At 75.2% G+C, this 18,929-nt stretch carries 11 protein-coding genes; 10 read left to right on the top strand and 1 reads right to left on the bottom strand.

Features of this window, described 5'->3' with window-relative positions; genetic code table 11:
- Window positions 1-10: 10 nt before the first annotated feature.
- Complete coding sequence (locus ACZ407_RS00495; RefSeq protein WP_468124239.1) at window positions 11-370, bottom strand: transposase; 360 nt, start codon at window positions 368-370, stop codon at window positions 11-13.
- Between the two features lie 502 nt (window positions 371-872).
- Between ACZ407_RS00495 and ACZ407_RS00490 the strand changes: the two genes are divergently transcribed.
- The 10 genes from ACZ407_RS00490 (at window position 873) to ACZ407_RS00445 (ending at window position 18,904) form a co-directional block, all read left to right on the top strand.
- Complete coding sequence (locus tag ACZ407_RS00490; protein WP_468124237.1) at window positions 873-3,107, top strand: FAD/NAD(P)-binding protein; 2,235 nt, start codon at window positions 873-875, stop codon at window positions 3,105-3,107.
- A 56-nt stretch (window positions 3,108-3,163) separates the two neighbouring features.
- Window positions 3,164-5,005 (top strand): non-ribosomal peptide synthetase, encoded by a 1,842-nt coding sequence (locus ACZ407_RS00485; RefSeq protein ID WP_468124235.1) that lies wholly within the window; start codon window positions 3,164-3,166, stop codon window positions 5,003-5,005.
- A 14-nt stretch (window positions 5,006-5,019) separates the two neighbouring features.
- A complete protein-coding gene (locus tag ACZ407_RS00480; protein ID WP_468124233.1) occupies window positions 5,020-9,678 on the top strand; it encodes an amino acid adenylation domain-containing protein in 4,659 nt (1,552 codons plus the stop codon).
- Entirely contained in the window at window positions 9,675-9,998 is a 324-nt protein-coding gene (locus tag ACZ407_RS00475; protein ID WP_468124231.1) for an acyl carrier protein, read from the top strand. The genes ACZ407_RS00480 and ACZ407_RS00475 overlap by 4 nt, the downstream gene beginning before the upstream one ends.
- Window positions 9,995-13,474 (top strand): thioester reductase domain-containing protein, encoded by a 3,480-nt coding sequence (locus ACZ407_RS00470; protein WP_468124229.1) that lies wholly within the window; start codon window positions 9,995-9,997, stop codon window positions 13,472-13,474. The genes ACZ407_RS00475 and ACZ407_RS00470 overlap by 4 nt, the downstream gene beginning before the upstream one ends.
- 7 nt (window positions 13,475-13,481) lie before the next feature.
- The gene (locus ACZ407_RS00465) at window positions 13,482-14,348 is read left to right on the top strand and encodes a 3-hydroxyacyl-CoA dehydrogenase family protein (protein WP_468124227.1); all 867 of its coding nucleotides are present in this window, start codon (window positions 13,482-13,484) and stop codon (window positions 14,346-14,348) included.
- 108 nt (window positions 14,349-14,456) lie between these two features.
- Window positions 14,457-14,747: an acyl carrier protein gene (locus ACZ407_RS00460; RefSeq protein WP_468124226.1), complete on the top strand. Its 291-nt coding sequence runs from the start codon at window positions 14,457-14,459 to the stop codon at window positions 14,745-14,747.
- Complete coding sequence (locus ACZ407_RS00455; RefSeq protein WP_468124224.1) at window positions 14,740-15,849, top strand: acyl-CoA dehydrogenase family protein; 1,110 nt, start codon at window positions 14,740-14,742, stop codon at window positions 15,847-15,849. Before ACZ407_RS00460 ends, ACZ407_RS00455 begins: the two co-directional genes overlap by 8 nt.
- Window positions 15,846-16,853: a 3-oxoacyl-[acyl-carrier-protein] synthase III C-terminal domain-containing protein gene (locus ACZ407_RS00450; protein WP_468124223.1), complete on the top strand. Its 1,008-nt coding sequence runs from the start codon at window positions 15,846-15,848 to the stop codon at window positions 16,851-16,853. The genes ACZ407_RS00455 and ACZ407_RS00450 overlap by 4 nt, the downstream gene beginning before the upstream one ends.
- A gap of 2 nt (window positions 16,854-16,855) precedes the next feature.
- Window positions 16,856-18,904 (top strand): HAD-IIIC family phosphatase, encoded by a 2,049-nt coding sequence (locus ACZ407_RS00445; RefSeq protein ID WP_468124222.1) that lies wholly within the window; start codon window positions 16,856-16,858, stop codon window positions 18,902-18,904.
- Window positions 18,905-18,929 lie beyond the last annotated feature (25 nt).

Below are 18,929 nucleotides of genomic sequence, written 5' to 3'. Positions count from 1 at the left end.
TAAGGCCATCTCATTTGGCTGTCTGCAGGGCCTGGGCGCACACCGCATCCACGGCGCGTCGCGACCAGTCGGACCCGGGCCGGCCGCCGAGCCGGTGCAGGACGAGGAAGCCCAGGTCGGTCCAGACGCCGGCGCGGGCCCACTCGGTGAAGCGGCGGTGCGCGGTGGCCCCGGACGGGCCGAACGCCGCCGCCGGGAGCCGCTGCCACGGGCATCCGGAGGTGGCGGCGAACACGATCGCGGCCAGGACCGCCCGGTCGTCGTGGCGCTTCCGCCCACCGCCCTGCGGGCGGCCCGGCGCCTCGGGCACCACTTGCTGGAACAGTTCCCACAGCTCATCCGGCACCAGCCGGTCGACAATCCCCGTCATGGCCGGGCACCTTACCCGCAGCCAAATGAGACGGCGAAGAGCGGGGGCGGATGGCCGGTCTTAAGCGGTAGGGGGCTTTCCGTTTGTTCAGATCCTGTGCGACGGGGGTAGCAGACGGGATTTCCGGCGGCTATCTTGATCGTTCTCAGGCGTGGCTCGATCTGCTCTCAAGCGGACCGGGGTGGCGTCGCGAGACGGGGGAGTGCGGCGCGATCGCTTGTGCCGCAGTCAGACCACACCTGCCATCCGTGCAGGTAGTGGACATTTTTGGCGTGCCGTCAAAGACGGCGCGCCCTGCGGGATGGCCGGCCCGTGTGCTGCCGGCAACTGCCCCGGCTGTCGCCACTGGTGTGCGCAAGCCCCTTCCGGCGTCGTTCGCAGTAGCGAGTAGTGGTTGCGATCCGGTGCGCGCGTTTACACCCTGCGACGCGTCGCCCATCGCTGCGAAGAATCACGTCCGGATCGGTCCTCACAAGGAACTGCGGATCTAGAAGAGGAAGCTGTGACCCCGATACGTTTGGCAATTGTCGGCGGCGGTCCCTATTGCACGTACGCGATAGAGAGGCTGGCCGCCCTGGTGGCCGCGCACGAAGGCCCCATTGAACTCGTCATCCATGTATTCGAGCGCACCGGTCAATTCGGTGCAGGTCGGGTTCACAGCCCTCTTCAGGCCCCCACGAGTTTTCTCAACCGGGTGGCTCGGCACGTTTCCTTCAGCGCCGACGAAAGCGTCGAGGACGCGGGCGGGCTGCTCCCCGAAGCGCTCCGCCCCAGCCTCTACGAATGGGCGCGCCGCAAATTCCGCGAAACGGGCGACGAACGCTTCGACATCGAACCGGACAGCTGGCCCAAGCGTCACCTGCACGGCCTCGCGCTGCGCGAGCATTTCGACGCGTACGTGGAAATCCTGCGCTCCCGCCCCGGCGTGACCGTCACCCTGCACCACCGCGAGGTCACGGACGTGGAGGACCTGGCCGCGCCGGGCACCGACGGCCCGCTGCGCCTCACCTCCGTGCCCGCGGGCAGCACCGCCGAGGACGCCGCCCCGCAGTACACCGAGGCCGACCAGGTGCTGCTGCTCACCGGCCACTCCTACAACGACCCCCGCAGCTTCCCGCGCACCCGCCGGTGGGCCGAGGCCGCGGAGCGCACCGCCGGCGCCGTGTTCCTGCCGAGCGCGTACCCGCTCGAGGAGCGGCTCACCGAGGCGGCCGCCGGCCCCGGCACGGTCGTCGGCTGCGCCGGGACCATGCTCACCGGCGTCGACGCCGTGCTCCACCTCACCGAGGGCCGCGGCGGGCGCTTCACCCGTGCCGAGGACGGCACCCTGCGCTACGAGCCCTCCGGCCGGGAGCCGCGCTCCATCGTGGCCTTCAGCGAGTCCGGGCTGTTCGCCTTCGCCCGTCCCCTCGACCACTCCGGCGGCCCCAAGAGGAAGCATCGCGGGGTCTTCCTCACGACGGGGGCCGTGGACCGGCTCCGCGAGACCTTCGGGAGCGCGCCCGTGCAGGTCGGTGCGGTGTCCCGCCGGCAGATCGACTACGAGCGGCACCTGTTCCCGCTCATCGTCGCCGAGATGGCGCAGCTGTACTACACCACGCTGTTCGGCGCCGACTTCGGCCGCCACCTCCAGGAGGCGTCCGCCGCCGCCCGGGAGGAGTTCCTCGGCCGGACCGCCGGCACCGCGCAGCCCGAGGAGTCCGTCCGCCTCCTCACCGCCCCGCTCCGGCAGGCCGCCGCCGAGGCCGCCGAAGCCGTCGAGGCGCTGCTCGTGGGGCGCACACCGTACGCCCGCCTCGCCGCAGAGCCGCGCGACTGGGACTTCACCGCCCTGCTGCACCGCTACGCGGACGTGGTCCTCGGCGCAGTGAACCGGCAGCGCCTGGAGGCCGTGCTCGACGACCCGGAGCGGACCGCCGCGCTCACCGCCACCCTCGTGTCGCCCAGCCGCCACGCCGTCCTGCCGTCCGGCAACCTGTTCTCCTGGGAGCGCACCCTCGAACCGATCGCCCCCGGCGACCGGACCTCCCCGGAGCAGTACCGCAAGGCCATGACCGAGTTCATGGCCACCGACCACGCATGGGCCCGGCAGGGCGTCTTCGAGAATCCCGCCAAGACGGCCGCCGACGGAGTCTGGCGCGGCCTGCGCCCGGTCATCGTGTACGCCGTCAACGACGGCGGACTGCACGCCGACGCCCACCGCACCTTCCTCGGCACCTGGCTGCGCCAGCACAACCGGCTGGCCTACGGGCCCGTACCGGACGTCATGGACCGCATCCGGGCCCTGATCGAGCACGGCATCCTCGACGTGTCGCCCGGGCCCGGCGCGCGCGTGGACGCCGACGCCCGGGGCCTGTTCGTCACCGGACCGCAGACCGGAGCCGTCCGCCGCATCGACGTCCTGGTCGACGCGCGGGTGCCGGCCTTCGACGCCTCCGCCGACATCGCCCCGCTCTACCCGAACCTGCTGCGCCGCGGGCTGGTCCGCAAGTGGCACAACCCGCACCAGCACGGCGGCGAGGGCTTCGAGCCCGGCGGCCTGGACCTCACCGACGACTTCTGCGTGATCCGCCCGGACGGCAGCGTCGACCGGCGCATCAGCGTGCTCGGCCCCGCCATCGAGGGACAGAAGTTCTTCCAGGGCGGGGCGATGAAGCCCGCGGCCAACCACCACGCCATGCGCTTCACCCTCCGCTGGCTGCGCACCTTCCGCACCCAGGCCGGCCTGGGCGGCTGACGAGGCCGAGCGCCCGCCGAGTCCCTCGTACCCGACGCTGAAGAGACGCCACCGCCATGGACACCCGCACCGACCCGAGCACGCCGGCCCCCCGCCCGGCCGGAGTGCACCACCTCATCGGACAGCACGCCCAGCAACACCCCGGCGCACCCGCCGTACGCGAGGCGGCCACGGGCCGCGAGCTCGGCTACGGGCAGCTGTGGGACCTGGCGGGGGACCTCGCCGCCCGCCTGGCCGCAGCGGGCATCCGCCCGGGCGACGCCTGCGGCATCGCCCTCGACCGGGGTGCCGACCTCGTGGTCGCCGTGCTGGCCGCGGCCCGCGCGGGCGCGTTCTACGTACCCCTGGACACCGGGGCCCCGGCGCAGCGCTCCGCCGCGCAGCTCGCCGACGCCGGGGCCCGCTGTGTGGTCACCACCTCCCAGGACGGCGGCCGGGCCGCCGCCCTGGCGCCCGCCCTGCCCGTGCTGGAAGCGGTCCGCGCCGGCGCCCCCGCCGCTCCCCGCGGGCCGGTCGACGGCGGCGCGGGCGGCGACGACCCCCTGTACGTCAACTTCACCTCCGGCACCAGCGGGCGCCCCAAGGCCGTGGTCGTACCGCACCGCGCCGTGCGACGGCTCGTGGAGAACCCGGCGTACTGCACCCTCGGGCCCGGGACACGGGTGGCGAACGCCGCCAACCCCGCCTTCGACGCCACCACCTTCGAGATCTGGGCGGCGCTCGCAGCCCGCGGCACCGTCGTGGTCATGCCCGCCGTCGCAGCCACCGGACTGGACCGCTGGCTGGAACTGCTGCGGGCGGAGCGGGTGGACGCCCTGTTCCTGACCACCTCGCTGTTCCACATGATCGCCCAGGAGCGCCCGGCCGCCCTCGGCACGCTGGCGACCCTGCTGGTCGGCGGCGAGGCGCTGACCCCGGAGGCGGCCCGCCGGGTGCTCGCGGCGGGCGGGCCGGACCGGCTGGTCAACGTCTACGGGCCCACCGAGACCACCACCTTCGCCACGTACCACGACCTCGGCGCCGACGACCTGGCCGGTGCGGACCGGGTGCCGATCGGCGAGGCCGTCCAGCAGACCGAACTGCGGGTGCTCGGCCCGGACCTGAGGCCCGTTGCGGACGGCGAGCGCGGCGAGCTGTGCATCGGCGGGCCGGGCGTGGCCCTCGGCTACCTGGGCCGCCCCGAGCTGACGGCCGAGCGGTTCACCCTGCTGCCGGACGCCCCCGGGGAGGGGGTGTTCTACCGCACCGGTGACGTCGTGCGCAGGCTCCCCGGCGGTGCGCTGGAGATCTTCGGACGGCTGGACCGCCAAGTGAAGATCCGCGGGTTCCGCGTGGAGCTCGAGGAGATCGAGCGGGCGGCGGTCGCCACCGGCCTGGCCGCCGCGGCCGTCGTGGAGAAGACCGGGGAGGGGTCCGCCGCGGTCCTCGCCGGCTTCGTGCTCCCGGCCGCGGGCGCGGGCCCGCACGACGAGGTGGCGGCCCGCCTGCAGGCCGCACTCGCCGGGGAGCTGCCCGGGTACATGCTGCCGGCCCGCTGGACCGTCCTGGACGCCATCCCGCTCGGGCCCACGGGCAAGGCCGACCGCGCGGCGCTGCTCGCCCTGGCCGCGCGCGACGCCGCGCCCGCCGGGGACCCGGCCGGGGCTCCCGCGGCGGACCCCCGGGACGGGACGTCCGCCGAGGTCCGCCGCCTGTGGTGCGAGGTCCTGGAGACCGCGGACGCCAGGGACGAGGACAACTTCATCGAAGCGGGGGGCAATTCGATCCTCGCGATCCAGCTCGTCGCGCGCATCAACGAGGGCATCGCCGCCGAACTCGGCCCGGCCGACGTCCTGCTGGCCGCAGACCTGGCCGAACTGACCGAGACCGTACGGCACCGCGCGGCGGGCCGGGGCTGACGGAGGGGGCACTCATGAGTGAACACGGCAACATGGAACTCGTCCGGCGGGGCGCCGTCGAAGCACCCCTGTCCGCCGCCCAGGAGAGCCTCTGGTTCATCGAGCAGGCGCACCCCGGCACGGCCGCCTACAACGTGCCGCTGCTGCTGCGCTGGAACGAGGCCGTCGACCGGGACGCCCTGCACGGCGCCCTGCTGCGCACCGTCACCCGGCACGAGGCCCTGCGCACCGCCTACCGGCTGCGCGACGGCCGCCCCGTGCAACTGGTCCTCGAACCGCGGCCCGTCGAGGTCCGCGTCCACCGGGCGGGCGCCCGGCCCGGCCCCGCCGAGCTGACCGGGCGCGCTGCCGCCCCCTTCGACCTGGCCGCCGGGCGGCCGATCCGCTGCGACCTCTGGCAGGGCGCTCCCGAGGGCGACACCCTGCTGATCACCCTGCACCACATCGCCTTCGACGGCTGGTCCCTCGCCACCTTCCTCGACGACCTCCACGAGGGGTACCAGGCGGCCCTCGAACCGGGCACCGCCACCGGCACGCCCGACCCCGTCGTCCAGTACGCGGACTTCGCCCACTGGGAGCGCGCCACCTGGGCGCTGCGGGACGTGGAGGGCCGGGCCGCCGCCCGGGCCGAGGAGCTGACCGAGGCCGGCGACTCGCCGCTGTTCCCCGGCCGGGGCACCCGCGGGGCCGAGGCCCGGCCGGGCGGGCACCTCGAGTTCCCCGTGCCCGCCGAGCTGTGGGAGCGCACCGGAGCCCTGGCCACGCGGCTGCGGGCCACCCCGTTCGTGGTGCTGTTCGCAGCCTTCCAGGAAGTGCTGCGCCGCTGGTCGGGCGCCTCCGACTTCCTCGTCGGCACCGTCATGGCGAACCGGCCCAAGCGCTGCCTGGAAGGTGCCGTCGGCTGCTTCGTCAACACCGTGCCGCTGCGCTGCCGGCCCGACGCGGGGCAGTCCTTCGAGGAGCTGTGCCGCGCGACGCGCACCGAGTCGTTCCGCGCCCTGGCCCACCAGGACCTGCCCTTCGACCGGCTCACCGCCCTGACCGCCGCCAAGCGCGGCAGCGGGCGCGGCCCGCTGGTCGAGGTGGCCTTCGGAGTCCAGAACATGCCGGTGCCGCGGACCGCGGGGCACGGCCGCTGGCAGCAGCCGGAACTGCTGCCCACCGGCGCCGCCCGCTACGACCTGCTGTTCCTCCTGGAGGACCGCCCCGACGGGGTGGCCGGCACCATCGAGTACGACCTCGGGCTCTGCTCCCCGCAGACCGCCGTCCGCTTCCGCGACGCCTTCCTGGCGCTGCTGGCCTCGGCCGTCGACGCCCCGCAGACACCGCTGGCCGCGCTGCCGCTGTCGGTGCGCTCCCCGCAGGTCCCGGTGCCGGGCGTGCTGTCCGGAGCGTTCCGCGACCTCGGCCGCACGGAGCCGCCCGCCGACCGCTCCCTGCTGGGCCTGCTGGCCGCCCGCCTCGCCGAGGACCCCGCCGCCGTGGCGGTGTCCTCGGACACGGACCGGATCAGCCGCGGCGGACTCGACGACTGGTCCTGGTCCGTGGCCCACGCCCTCGGGGCCGGCGGCCCGGCAGCCGCCGGCGCCGTCGTGCCCGTCCTGGCAGCCCGCGGACCGGCCCTCGCGGCCGGCTGGCTCGGCGTCCTGCGCGCCGGACGCGCCTACGTGCCGCTGGGCCTGGACACCCCGGTGGAGCGCCTCGAGTACATCCTCGGCGACCTGGGCGCGGGCACCGTGCTGGCCGACGAGGCCGGGGCCGAGGTCCTGCGCGCGACGGGCGCCGCCGTACGGGTCCTGGACCTCGGGGCGCTGCGGCACGGGCACGGCGGCGAGCGCCGCCCGCCCGAGCCGGCCGGCGGGGACACCGCCGTGGTCGTCTACACCTCCGGTACCACCGGGCGCCCCAAGAGCGTGCCCGTGCCGCACCGCGGCCTCGCCAACACCGTGCTGTGGTGGGCCGAGGACTGCGGGCTGGGACCGGCCGACCGGCTGCTGTGCGTGGTGGGCACCTCCTTCGACCCTGCGACCTTCGAGACCTTCCGGGCCCTGGTGTCGGGGGCCGAGCTGGTCTACGCCGACGACGTGCAGCGCAAGGACGGCCGGGCGCTGCTCGCGCTGCTGCGCACCACCACCGTGGCCGCCATGACCCCCGGCCTGCTGCGCGCCGTACTCGACGCGGAGCACTCCGAGCGGGCCGCGGACGGCGCGCCCGCCGGTGCGGAGCCCGCGGCGGGCGCCCTGCGGATGCTCTACCTCGGCGGGGAGAAGCTGACCCGCTCGCTGGCCGCGGAGTGCCACGCCCGCTGGGGCGTGCCCCTGCGCAACGTGTACGGCCCCACCGAGGTGTCGTGCACGAGCCTGTGCGCGCCGGTGGACCCGGACGACCCGCAGGCGCCTCCGATCGGGGTGCCGGTCTGGAACACCCGGGCCTACGTCCTCGGACCGGCCGGCGAGGAACTGCCGCCCGGCGTGCCCGGGGAGCTGTACCTCGCGGGCCCCGGCGTGTCCGGCGGCTACCTCGGCCGGCCCGACCTCACCGCCGTCGCCTTCCTCGCGGACCCGTTCGCACCGGCGGACGAGCCCGACGCCCGGATGTACCGCACCGGGGACCGGGTGACCGTCCGCGAGGACGGCGCGATCGAATACCTCGGCCGCGCCGACGAGCAGGTCAAGATCCTCGGCAACCGCATCGAGCCCGGGGAGGTCGCCACCCTCCTCCAGGAGCAGCACGAACGGGTGCTGTCCGCGACGGTCACCGCCGAGGGCGACCCCGCGCGCCTCGTGGCGTACGTGGTCCTCGACGGGTCCGGACCCCTGCCCGGCCACGAGGAACTCGTCCGCCCGCTGCTCCGCTGGCTGCCGGCCGCGGTGCTGCCGGTGGCGGTCTACCCGGTGGACGCCCTGCCGATGACGGTCAACGACAAGACCGACTTCCGGGCGCTGCGCGCGCTGCGCGCCGAGCCCCTGCCCCGGACCGGGCACGGCTCCGGGGCCGCCGCCCCGGATCCGGCGTACCGGTGGGCGAGCGACCGGTTCCTGGCGGCCCTCGGGACCGAGAGCCGTACCGGGGGAGCCGCGGCAGGTGCGGACGGCCCCGGACTGCTCGGGCCCGACGACGACTTCTTCGCGCTCGGCGGGCACTCGCTGCTCGCGGTGCGGATGCTCGCCGCCGTGCAGCGCGAGGAGGGCATCGCGCCGGCCCTGGGCGAGTTCCTGGCCCGGCCGACCGTCGCCGGCCTCACCGCGCTCCGGGACACCGCACGGGCGGCCCGCGACGCCGCGGCCGCCGCGGGGCCGCTCAGGGCGCCGGCGGAGGACGGCAGCCACCCGGCCACGCCCGTCCAGCAGCGCATGGTCTTCCTGGACCGGATCGCCGGACAGCGCAGCGCCTATCTCGCGCCGACCGTCCTGGAGTTCACCGGGGCGACGGACCCGCAGCTGCTGGCCGCCGCCGTCACGGAGGTCGTCGGGCACCATCCGGCACTGCGTTCCCGCTTCCGGCTGGACCGGGCGACCCGGCAGGTGGTGTGCACGACGGACGCCGAACTGCCCGCCGTCGAGCTGGCGGACGCGTCCGGCCTGAGCGCGGACGAACTCGACCGGGAGCTGGCCGCATGCTGCTGGACGCCCTTCGACCTCGCCGGACAGGCGCCGGTCCGGGCCCGGATCCTCACGGCCGGCCCCCGCACCCTGCTCGTGCTCGTCATCCACCACATCGTCGTCGACGGGTGGGCGCAGCAGCTGCTGCTGCACCAGCTGGGCGACGCCTACCGGGCGCTCGCCGCCGGCCGTCGCCCCGTGCTGCCGCCCGCCGTGCACCCCGCCGAGCTGGCCGCCGCGCCGGCCGCCCCCGACGCGGCCGAGCGGGCCGGGGCCCTGCTGGCCCGGCTGCGCGGGGCGCCTGCCGACATCGCGCTGCCGCGCGACCGGGAGCGTACGGCGGTCCAGGACACGGCCGCCGACGTCCGGCGGGCGCACCTGCCCGCTGCCACCAGCACCGCCCTGCGCGCCGTGCTGGCCGCGGAACGGGCCACCGCCTCGATGGCGGGCCCCGCCCTGCTGGCCGCGGTGCTGGCCGGGACGGGAGCGCAGCGGGACTTCCTGTTCGCCTTCCCCTGGGCGGGCCGGGCCACCGCGGCCGAGACGGAGGCCGTGGCCATGCTGATCAAGACCCTGCTGCTGCGGGTGGACCTGCGGACCCCCGCCACCTGGCGCGGCCTGCTGGACCGGGTCCGACAGGAGAGCGTCGCCGCCTACCGGTACGCCGACGTCCCCTTCGAGACGCTGGTCGCCGAGCTGGACCCGGGCCGGGGACTGGGCCGTCCGCCCGTCACCCCCGTCCTCGTGACGGCCGTGGCGGACCCGCCCCCCACGCCCGACCTCGGACCCGGGGTCCAGGCCCGGCAGCTCCCGCCACCGGGACTGCGCATCAAGTACGAGCTCGAACTCACGCTGCGCGACACCGGCGGCCCCATCGAACTCGAACTGGCCTATGCCACCGCGCTGTTCGATGCCTCGACCGCAGAAAAGTTGCTGAGCGACCTGGTGCAGGCGGCCGGCCGGATGGCCGCCGACCCGGACTCCCCGGTCCTGCCGCTGCACCCGCACGCCGCCAGCACGCACGCCGACCGGCCCGTCACGGGCCCGGAGACTGGAGAAGTACAGCCATGACGGACACGATGGAGGACGTACGCCGGATCTGGAGCACGGTGCTCGGCGCCGAGATCCAGGACGTGGACGTCAACTTCTTTGACGCGGGCGGCCATTCGCTGCTGGTCATGGTCCTGCAGGAGCACCTGGAGGAACTGGCCGGGCGCGAAGTGGCCATCGAGGACCTGTTCGAGCACCCGACCGTCCGCGCCCAGGCCGGTCTGCTGGCCCCGCGCACCGGGGCCGGTGGCGGGGCCGCCGCGGACGCCGGGCTCGGCGGCCGCGACCGGGCCCAGCTGCTCGGCCGCAGCAACGGCGCCATGGCGGGCGGCCGCGCATGACCCGCGCCACCGACATCGCGGTCGTCGGCACCGCCTGCCGCTTCCCCGACGGCCCGGACACCGCGGCCTTCTGGGACAACCTGGTCGCCGGCGTGGTCTCGACCCGCGAGCAGACCGAGGAGCGGCTGCGCGCCACCGGCATGTCCGACGCGGAGCTGAAGGATCCCGCATTCGTGCCCGTCGCGGCCACCGTGCCCGGCGCGGACCTGTTCGCGGGCGAGTTCTTCGGCTACTCCCCGGCCGAGGCCGAACTGATCGACCCGGCCCACCGCCTCTTCCTGGAAGTGTGCTGGGAGGCCCTGGAGGCCGCCGGGCACACGCCCCCGGGCACCGGCGCCGGGCCCGTGGTCGGCGTCTTCGCCAGCGGCGGCCCCAGCCCGTACACCGTCGCGCTCCAGGCCGCGAAGCTGCTCCAGGGCGGCCTGTCCGCCGCCGTGGACGACCTCGACCTCACCCTCGGCGGCACGGCCGACTTCATCGCCTCCCGGGTGGCGTACAAGCTGGGTCTGCGCGGCCCCTCGGTCGGCGTGCAGACCGCCTGCTCCTCCTCCCTCACCGGCGTGCACTATGCCGTGCTCAGCCTGCTCTCCGGCGAATGCGACCTCGCTGTGGTCGGAGGCGCGGCCGTCAGCGACCCGCTGGTGGGCTACACGTACGCGCCCGGCGGGGTGATGAGCGAAGACGGGCACTGCCGCCCCTTCGACGCGAGCTCCACCGGCACCGCCGCCGGAGCGGGCGTGGGCGCCGTGGTGCTGCGCCGTCTCGGCGACGCCCTCGCCGACGGCGACCCGGTGCTCGCGGTGATCCGCGGCAGCGCGATCGGCAACGACGGCGCGATGCGCTCCGGTTTCACCGCGCCGAGTGCGGCGGGCCTGGCCGGTGTCGTCGCCGGCGCCCTCGCCGTGGCCGGAGCCGAGGCGCACACGGTCCGGTACGTGGAAGCGCACGGCTCGGGCACCCAGCTCGGCGACAGCCTCGAACTCCGCGGGCTCACCGAGGGCTTCCGCACCGCGGCCACGAGCGCCGGCAGCCCGCAGCCCGCCGCCGGGGGCTGCGCCCTCGGTTCGGTGAAGGCCAACATCGGCCACGCCGGCTGGGCGGCCGGCATCGCCGGGTTCATCAAGGCCGTCCACGTGGCCCGGACCGGCACGGTGCCGCCGCACCCGTCCTTCCGGCACCCGCGCGACCCCGGCGTGCTGGCCGAGAGTCCCTTCCGCATCCCCACCGAGCCGGTGTCCCTCGGCACCGCAGGCGGCTGGCACGTCCTCGTGAACTCCATGGGGCTCGGCGGCACGAACGCCACCGTCGTCCTGGCCCCGCCGCCCGCCCCCACCCGTCCGGCCGCCACCCCGGGCGACCGGGTGCGGCTGCTGCTCTCCGCGCGGACCCGCACCGAGCTGGACGCCCTGTCCAGGGCGGTCGCCGACCGCCTCGACGAGGGCGCGCCCGCCGGCGACGTCGCCCACACCCTGCGGGTCGGCCGCCGGGCCTTCACCGAACGCCGGGTGGTGACCGCGGCCCCGGACCGGCTGGCGGCCGCCCTGCGGCTGCCCCGGCCCCCGCACGCCGCGACCGTACGCGCCACCCCCCGCCGGGTGCTGCTGGTCGCCCCGGGGCAGCCGGCCGTGCCCGCCCGGATCCTGGAGCACCTCGTCGCGGCCTTCGGCGGCCGGGCCGAGGTGGTGCCCGCCGTCCCGGACGCCGTGCCCGCCGACGCGTACGTCCTGCAGCTGGGCTCCGCAGACGCACCGCCCGCGGGCCGGCACCCCGTACTGGTCCTCGGCGACCACGGTGTGCCCGAGCCCGACGCCCTCGACGAGGCGGTCACCACCGCCTGGCTGCACGGCGCCGAGGCCGACTGGGAGTACCTGGCCCGCGGCGGCCGCGGCCGCCGGCTCGAGCTGCCCGCCTACCCGTACGAGAGGCGCCGCCACTGGGCCCTCGACCGCACTGCGCTGCCCGCGGCCGGTGCTCCCGCCGAGGCGGCTCCGGCGCCCGCGGCCCGGGTCCGTACCGGATCCGCCACCGCGGACACCCTCCTGGACATCTGGGAGGAGCTGTTCGGCACGCCCGCCATCGGCCTGGACGACGAGTTCGGCGCCCTCGGCGGCACCTCCCTGCTGTCCGTGCGGATGGGCCTGGAGATCCACGCCCGCCTCGGGGTCCTGGTCAACCTGCACCGCGCCGGCGGCAGCAAGGCCACCGTGCGCCGGCTCGCCGCCATCGTGGAGGCCGGGCAGACGGGCGACGGCGCCCACGCCGCCGACGGGCACGACCAGGCCGCCGACGGAGAGGGCGCCCTCGTCGACGCCGACCTCGCGCTGCCGCTCGGCGAGGCCGCCGCGGAGCAGGCCCCCGGCACGGACGTGCTCCTCACCGGAGCCACCGGCTTCCTGGGCGCCTTCCTGCTGCACCAGCTGCTCGACACCACCGGGCACCGCGTGTACTGCCTGGTCCGGGCCGGCAGCGAGGAGGAGGGGCAGGAGCGGCTGCGCGCGGCCGCACGGTCGTACGACCTGCCCGCCCCCGACCCGGACCGGGTCCGGGTCGTCCTCGGTGACCTGCACCGCGTGGAGGAGGCCGTCGAGGGCCACGGCGGCGGCGAACTCGCCCGCCGCGTCGGGCACGTCCTGCACTGCGCCGCCCGGGTCGTCTTCACCGAGCCGTACAGCGAGCTGCGCTCCGAGAACGTCCTTGCCACCCTCGGCCTGCTGCGCTGGGCCCGACGGCACGGCGTACGGGACTTCGGCTTCGTCTCTTCGCTCGCCGCGACCGGCCAGGCCCTCGGGGCCGGCGGCCGCACCCTGGAGACCCGCGAGCAGCCGCTCGACCCCGCCCAGGGCGGCTACGGCGTCGGCAAGTGGGTCTGCGAACGGCTGCTGGAGCGCGCCGAGTCCGAGGGCATGCGGGTACGGGTCTTCCGGCCCGGCCTGATCCTCGGCTCCACCCGCACCGGGGCCTGCAACCCCAAGGACATGCTGTGGCGGATGCTCGCCTCCGGCGTGGCCGCCGGGGTGCACCCGGTCGACGACCGCCCCATGCCGATGGCCCCCGTGGACCTGGTCTCCCGGGCCGTGGTGGACCTGCTGTTCACCCCCGGCGCCGCGGGCCGGGCCTTCCACCTGGTCGCGCCCGAGGGCTACAGCGCCCGGCAGCTGTTCACCCTGCTCGGCGAGGAGGGGCCGGCCACCAGGCCGCTCGGCCGGTCCGAGTGGCTGACCGCCGTGGCCGAGCGGGCCCGCGCGTCCGGCAACGCCGTCCTGACCAGCATGGCGCTCTACGACCTGGCCGGCCACGAAAGCGGCGACGCCACCGTGGAGGCGACGGCCTGGCAGCCCTGGCTCGACGCCGGGGAACGGCACCCCGTGCCCACCGGCCGGCTGCTGCGCTCGGCCCTGGCCCACCTGGCGGAGAAGGACCCGGACTACCGCGAACTGCTCGGCTCCCTCGTGGCCGCACCCGACCGAAGTGAGTGAGGAAGACATGACGGAACAGGAACAGCAACAGCAGGACCACCTGCTCGCCGTGCTGGGCGCCGGTGTGATGGGCGCGGGCATCGCCGCGCTCGCCCTCGGCCACGGAGTCCCCGTGGTCCTGGTCGACGTGGACGACGAGGTCCTCGCCCGCGCCGTGCAGGACGTGCGCCAGCGCATCCGCCAGGGCCAGCTGCTGGGCAAGCTGCCCCGCACCGCGCGGCCCGCGGAGCTGCTGGCCACCACCGACCTCGCCGAGGTCGCGCCCGCGACCGCGGTCGTGGAGGCCGTCGTCGAGCTGCCCCAGGTCAAGGCCGACGTGCTCGCAGCGGTGTCGGCGCTGGTGAAGCCGGGCACGCCGGTCATCACCAACACCTCCGGCATCCCCGTCGACGAACTGGCCGGGCACTGCGCACGGCCCGAGGACGCCGTCGGCGCCCATTTCATGAACCCGCCGTACCTGATCCGCACCGTGGAGGTGATCCGCGGCCCGCGCAGCAGCGGCGAGGCCCTGGACCGCGCCCTTGCGCTGCTGGCCGCCCTCGACCGGGAGCCGATCGTCGTCGGCGACGGCCCGGGCTTCGTCATCAACCGGATCCTCCAGCGGATGATCAACGAGTCCGCGCGCATCGTGCAGGAGGGCATCGCCGGCGAGGAAGAGGTGGACGCCCTGTTCCGCGGCTGCCTCGGCCACGCCACGGGTCCGCTCGCCACCGCCGACCTGATCGGCCTCGACAACGTCGCGGACAGCCTGCGCGTGCTCCACGAGCGCACCGGCGACGCCGGATACGAACCCTGCGAGCTGCTGCTCGCCAAGGTCGCCGCCGGCGACTTCGGACGCAAGACCGGCCGCGGCTTCCACACGTACGGCCCCTGAACGGGCCGCGCGGGCACGGCCTTCCGGCCGGAACCCCGTGCCCGCGCCGCCGGGTCCGCTCCCGGCACCCTTCCCACCGCACCCACGACCGAGAGGCACCCCATCACCGTGTCCACCACGTCCTCCCCCCTGCAGAGCGCCACCGAGACCGAAGCCGAACTGCTCGCCTTCCTGGAGAGCCGCGTGAAGGTGCCCGTGGCCCCCGACACCGACCTGTTCGCCTCCGGCGCCGTCACCTCCCTGTTCTCCCTGGAGCTGGTCGTGCACGTGGAAACCGTGTACGGCGTGACCGTCGGCGGAGAGGAGCTGAAGATGGACAACTTCCGCAGCGTGCGCGCCATGACCGAACTCATCGGGCGGCTGCGCGCCGCCGGCCCGACGGGCGGCGCCGATGCATGAGGCCGGCCGGCAGGCGGCCGCCCGCGTGGCGGAACTGACCGGCGGCCGCGCCGAGGAGTGGGACCGGCACGCCGAGATCCCGCGCGAGGTCATCCGGGAGCTGGGCGCCCGGGGCATCCTGTGCGCGGACGTCCCCGAGGAGTTCGGCGGTCTGGGCCTGAGCAGCCTCGAACAGGGCGAGCTGGTGGCCGCCACCGGCGAGGCCTGCAGCTCGCTGCGCAGCGTCATGACCTCCCAGGGCATCGCGGCCTGGACCGTCGCCCGGTTCGGATCGGCCGCCCAGAAGCGGGAGTTCCTGCCGCGGCTCACCGCGGGGGAGACCGCCGCAGTGGCGTTCAGCGAGCCCGCCGCCGGCAGCGACCTGGCGGCGGTGGCGACCGAGATCGTCCGCGACGGGGACGACATCGTCCTGACCGGAGTCAAGACCTGGGTGACGGGGGCGTACTACGCCTCCCTGATCGTGGTCTTCGGCCGGTACGAGAACGGTGCCGCGATGGCGGTCGTCCCCGCCGACGCGCCCGGCGTGAGCATCGAGAAGCTGCCCGACCCGCTGGGCTGCCGGGCCGCGGGCCACGCCACGGTCCGCCTGGACCGGGTCCGGCTGCCCGCCTCCCACCTCCTCGGCGGCGCCGGAATGCCGGCCGCCATGCTGGTGACCTCCCCGCTCACCCACGGCCGGATCTCCGTGGCCTGGGGCTGCGTCGGCATCCTGCGGGCCTGCCTGCGGGCCGTCGTGCGCCACAGCGCGCAGCGGCACGCCTTCGGCAGCCCGCTCTCCGAACACCAGCTGGTCCGGCGGCACATCGCCGAACTGCACGCGGCCGAGAAGACCTCGGCGCTGGCCTGCGCGCAGGCCAGCCGGGAGTGGGACGCCAGGGCTCCGCGGCACGCGGCCGCGGCCGTGCTCGCCAAGCACGCGGCCGCCGGATCCGCCGCCCGCGGAGCGGCCTCCGCGGTGCAGGTGCTCGCCTCCGCGGGGGCGGGCAACTCGCACGTGGTGGCCCGCGCCTACCGCGACGCGAAGCTGATGGAAGTCATCGAAGGAAGCAACGAGATCAGCCAGCTGCTGCTGGCCGAAGAGGCAATGACGGTGTGGGCATGACCAAGCACGACCAGCAGGGCGGGGGCGGCGCGGCCGCCGGGGCCGCCATCGGCATCGGCGCGATCCACTGCCTCCTGCCCCAGGATGCGGTGAAGGTGGCCGACCTGCCCGAGACCGGGCTCCTGGGCCACGAGGAGCAGGAGTTCGCCCGGGGCTCGGGCATCGAGACCGTCGGCGTGTACGAGGACCGCGACACCGCCGGGCTGGCCGCCGAGGCCGTGCGCGGACTCGGCCTGCCCGCCGCGTCCGCCCCCGACCTGCTCCTGCTCGTCAGCCCCCGCTCCCCGGACGTGCTGCTGGGCTCGGACGTGGGCCGGGTGCAGGCCGAGTCCGGACTCGACGGGGCGTTCTCGTTCACGGTGGACGGCCTGGGCTGCACCGGGTCGAGCGCCGCCTGGGCCCTGGCCCGCGACCTGATCGCCGCCGACCCGCGCCGCTCCGGCGCCGTCATCGCGCACGCCAGCCGCCCCACCGGCGCCGACCGGGTGCGCTACCCGGTCACCGTGATCGGCGACGGCGCGTACGCCATGACCATGGTGCGCGGGGGACGCCCGGTGCTGAAGGCGCACCGGATGGAGAGCGACGGAAGCTTCCACGACCTGTTCCGCGTCGACTACAAGTCCGCGCCCTGGTACGAGTGGCGGGAGGAGTGCCAGTCCCCGGACCGCTACCGCTTCGAGCTGGCCATGCACAGCCGGCAGCGGCTGTCCCGGCTCGTCGACGAGGTGCTCGCCGATGCGGGCATCGGCAAGCGGGACGTCGCGGCCACCCTCATGCAGAACGTCACCGCGGGCGCCTTCGACTTCTACGAGACCCTGCTCGGCCTGCCCGTCCACCCGGTCTGCCGACGCCACTTGGCCGCGTACGGCCACCTGGGCGCCATGGACGTCGTGCTCAACCTCCAGCGGCTCCTCGACGAGGGCGGGCTGGAGCGCGGCGACCACGTGCTCGTCCTGAACAACAGCCCGGTCGCCGCCTGGGCCGCCACCCTCTGGGAGATCTGACGATGTCTGACACCGCCGCCGAGCCGGCGCCGGCCGCCCCCGCCCTGGTCAAGTGCCTGGTCTGGGACCTCGACAACACCCTCTGGCGGGGCACCCTGCTGGAGGACGGCGAGGTCGAGCTGTCCGAGGAGATCCGGCGCACCGTGCTGGAGCTGGACGCCCGGGGCATCCTGCAGTCCGTCGCCAGCCGCAACGACCACGACCACGCCTGGGCGCAGGTGGAGAAGCTGGGCCTGGCCGAGTACTTCCTCGTCCCCCAGATCGGCTGGGGTCGCAAGTCCGACAGCGTGCGCACCATCGCCGCCGAGCTCAAGTTCGCCGAATCGGCCATCGCGTTCATCGACGACCAGCCCGCCGAGCGGGCCGAGGTCGAGCACGAGCTGCCCGCCGTACGCACCTACGAGGCCCACCGCGCGGCCGAGCTGACCGGACTGCCGGAGTTCAGCCCGGCCCACGTGACCGAGGACGCCGCCAACCGGCGCCGCATGTACCAGGCCGGCGTCCGGCGCGAGCGCGCCGAGGCCGCGCACACCGGATCCAGCGAGGAGTTCCTGCGCTCCCTCGACCTGCGCCTGGTCATCGAACACGCCGGACCCGAGCACCTGGCCCGGGTCGAGGAACTGACCCTGCGCACCAGCCAGATGAACGCGACCGGCATCCACTACTCGGACGCCGACCTCAAGGGGCTGCTCGCCGACCCCGGCCACGACGTGCTGGTCATGAGCCTGGCCGACCGCTTCGGCAGCCACGGCGCGGTGGGCGTGATGCTGCTGGAGCGGCTTCCGGAGCGCTGGCACCTGAAGCTCCTCGCCACCTCGTGCCGGGTGGTCTCCTTCGGCACGGGCGCCACGGTCCTGCGCTGGCTGATGGCACAGGCGCACTCCGCCGGGGTCCACCTGACGGCCGATTTCAAACGCACCGACCGCAACCGGATCATGGAAGTGGCGTACCGCTTCGCCGGCTTCGGCCAGGACCCCTGCGGAACCTGCGGCACCGCCGGCGAGGACGGCTCCGGCATCCAGCGGCTGCACCTGGAGCCCACCGCGCAGGAAGTCTCCGCCACCATGCGGGTCACCGCCCCCACCCTGGGCGCCGCCCGCCTGACGTCCGTCCACGAGTGCTACGGCCACCGCGTGGAGGCCGGCTACGACATCGCGGCCCGCGAGGCGGTACGGGACTTCTTCGGTCCGGCGCTGGACGAGGACCTGCCCGACCACGTGCGCACGGTGCGGCTGGAGTTCCACGTGCAGGACGGCCCGGCGACGGAACCCGCGAACCCGCCGCACGACCTCGCGGTCATGACCGGGGACCCGATCGTGATCGACACCGCTTCCTCCTCCTGCGTGTTCGACCCGCAGTCCCTGTCCGGCACGGTCACCCTGGCCCGCGCGGACCTCGGCGACTCCCAGGTGTGGGGACGCTGGATCCTGGAGCGCCTGTTCCTCTACCTGATCTGCCGCAACCCGCGCAGCTACCCGCTGCACGCCGGAGCGGTCGAGGCCGCCGGGCGGACCGCGGTACTGACGGCCGCAGCCGGAGTGGGCAAGTCCACATTCACCGCCTGGGCCCTGCACCGCGGCGCCCGCCTGGCGGGTGAGGACATCCTCGCCCGGAACATGGACGAGCCCGGTGGCGTGCTGTGGGGCTACCCGCGGGCCCTCTACCTCGCCCCCGACATGATCGCCCGCAGCGAGGCCCTGGCCGGCGCCTCCGCCACCGCGATCGAGGGCGGCGCCAAGAGCCGGGTCACCGTGCCGCGGGAGCTGGAGGACCGGCTGCTGACCCGCATCCGCCCGGACGCCCTGGTGTTCCTCGTCCGCGGCGAGGGCCGCACCCTGCGCGAGCTCGACCCCGACGAGGCCCTCGACCGCTGCCGCGAGGACTACGCCACCGCCAAGGACGCCGGGCAGGCCGCCGCCGTGGAGGCGGACCTGCGCAGCCTCCTCGAGGGCGTGGCGCTCTGGGAGTTCGAGGTCTCCGCCGACCTCGACGACAGCTACGACCGGCTGCACGCCGCCCTCGCCGCCCTGCCCGCGCCCGCCGCCGGGTGAAACCGGCCGCCCCCCACCCCCGCCG

The sequence above is a fragment of the Streptomyces sp. NPDC030809 genome, from assembly GCF_055572195.1.
This window is presented reverse-complemented; position numbering and strand designations above follow the sequence as displayed.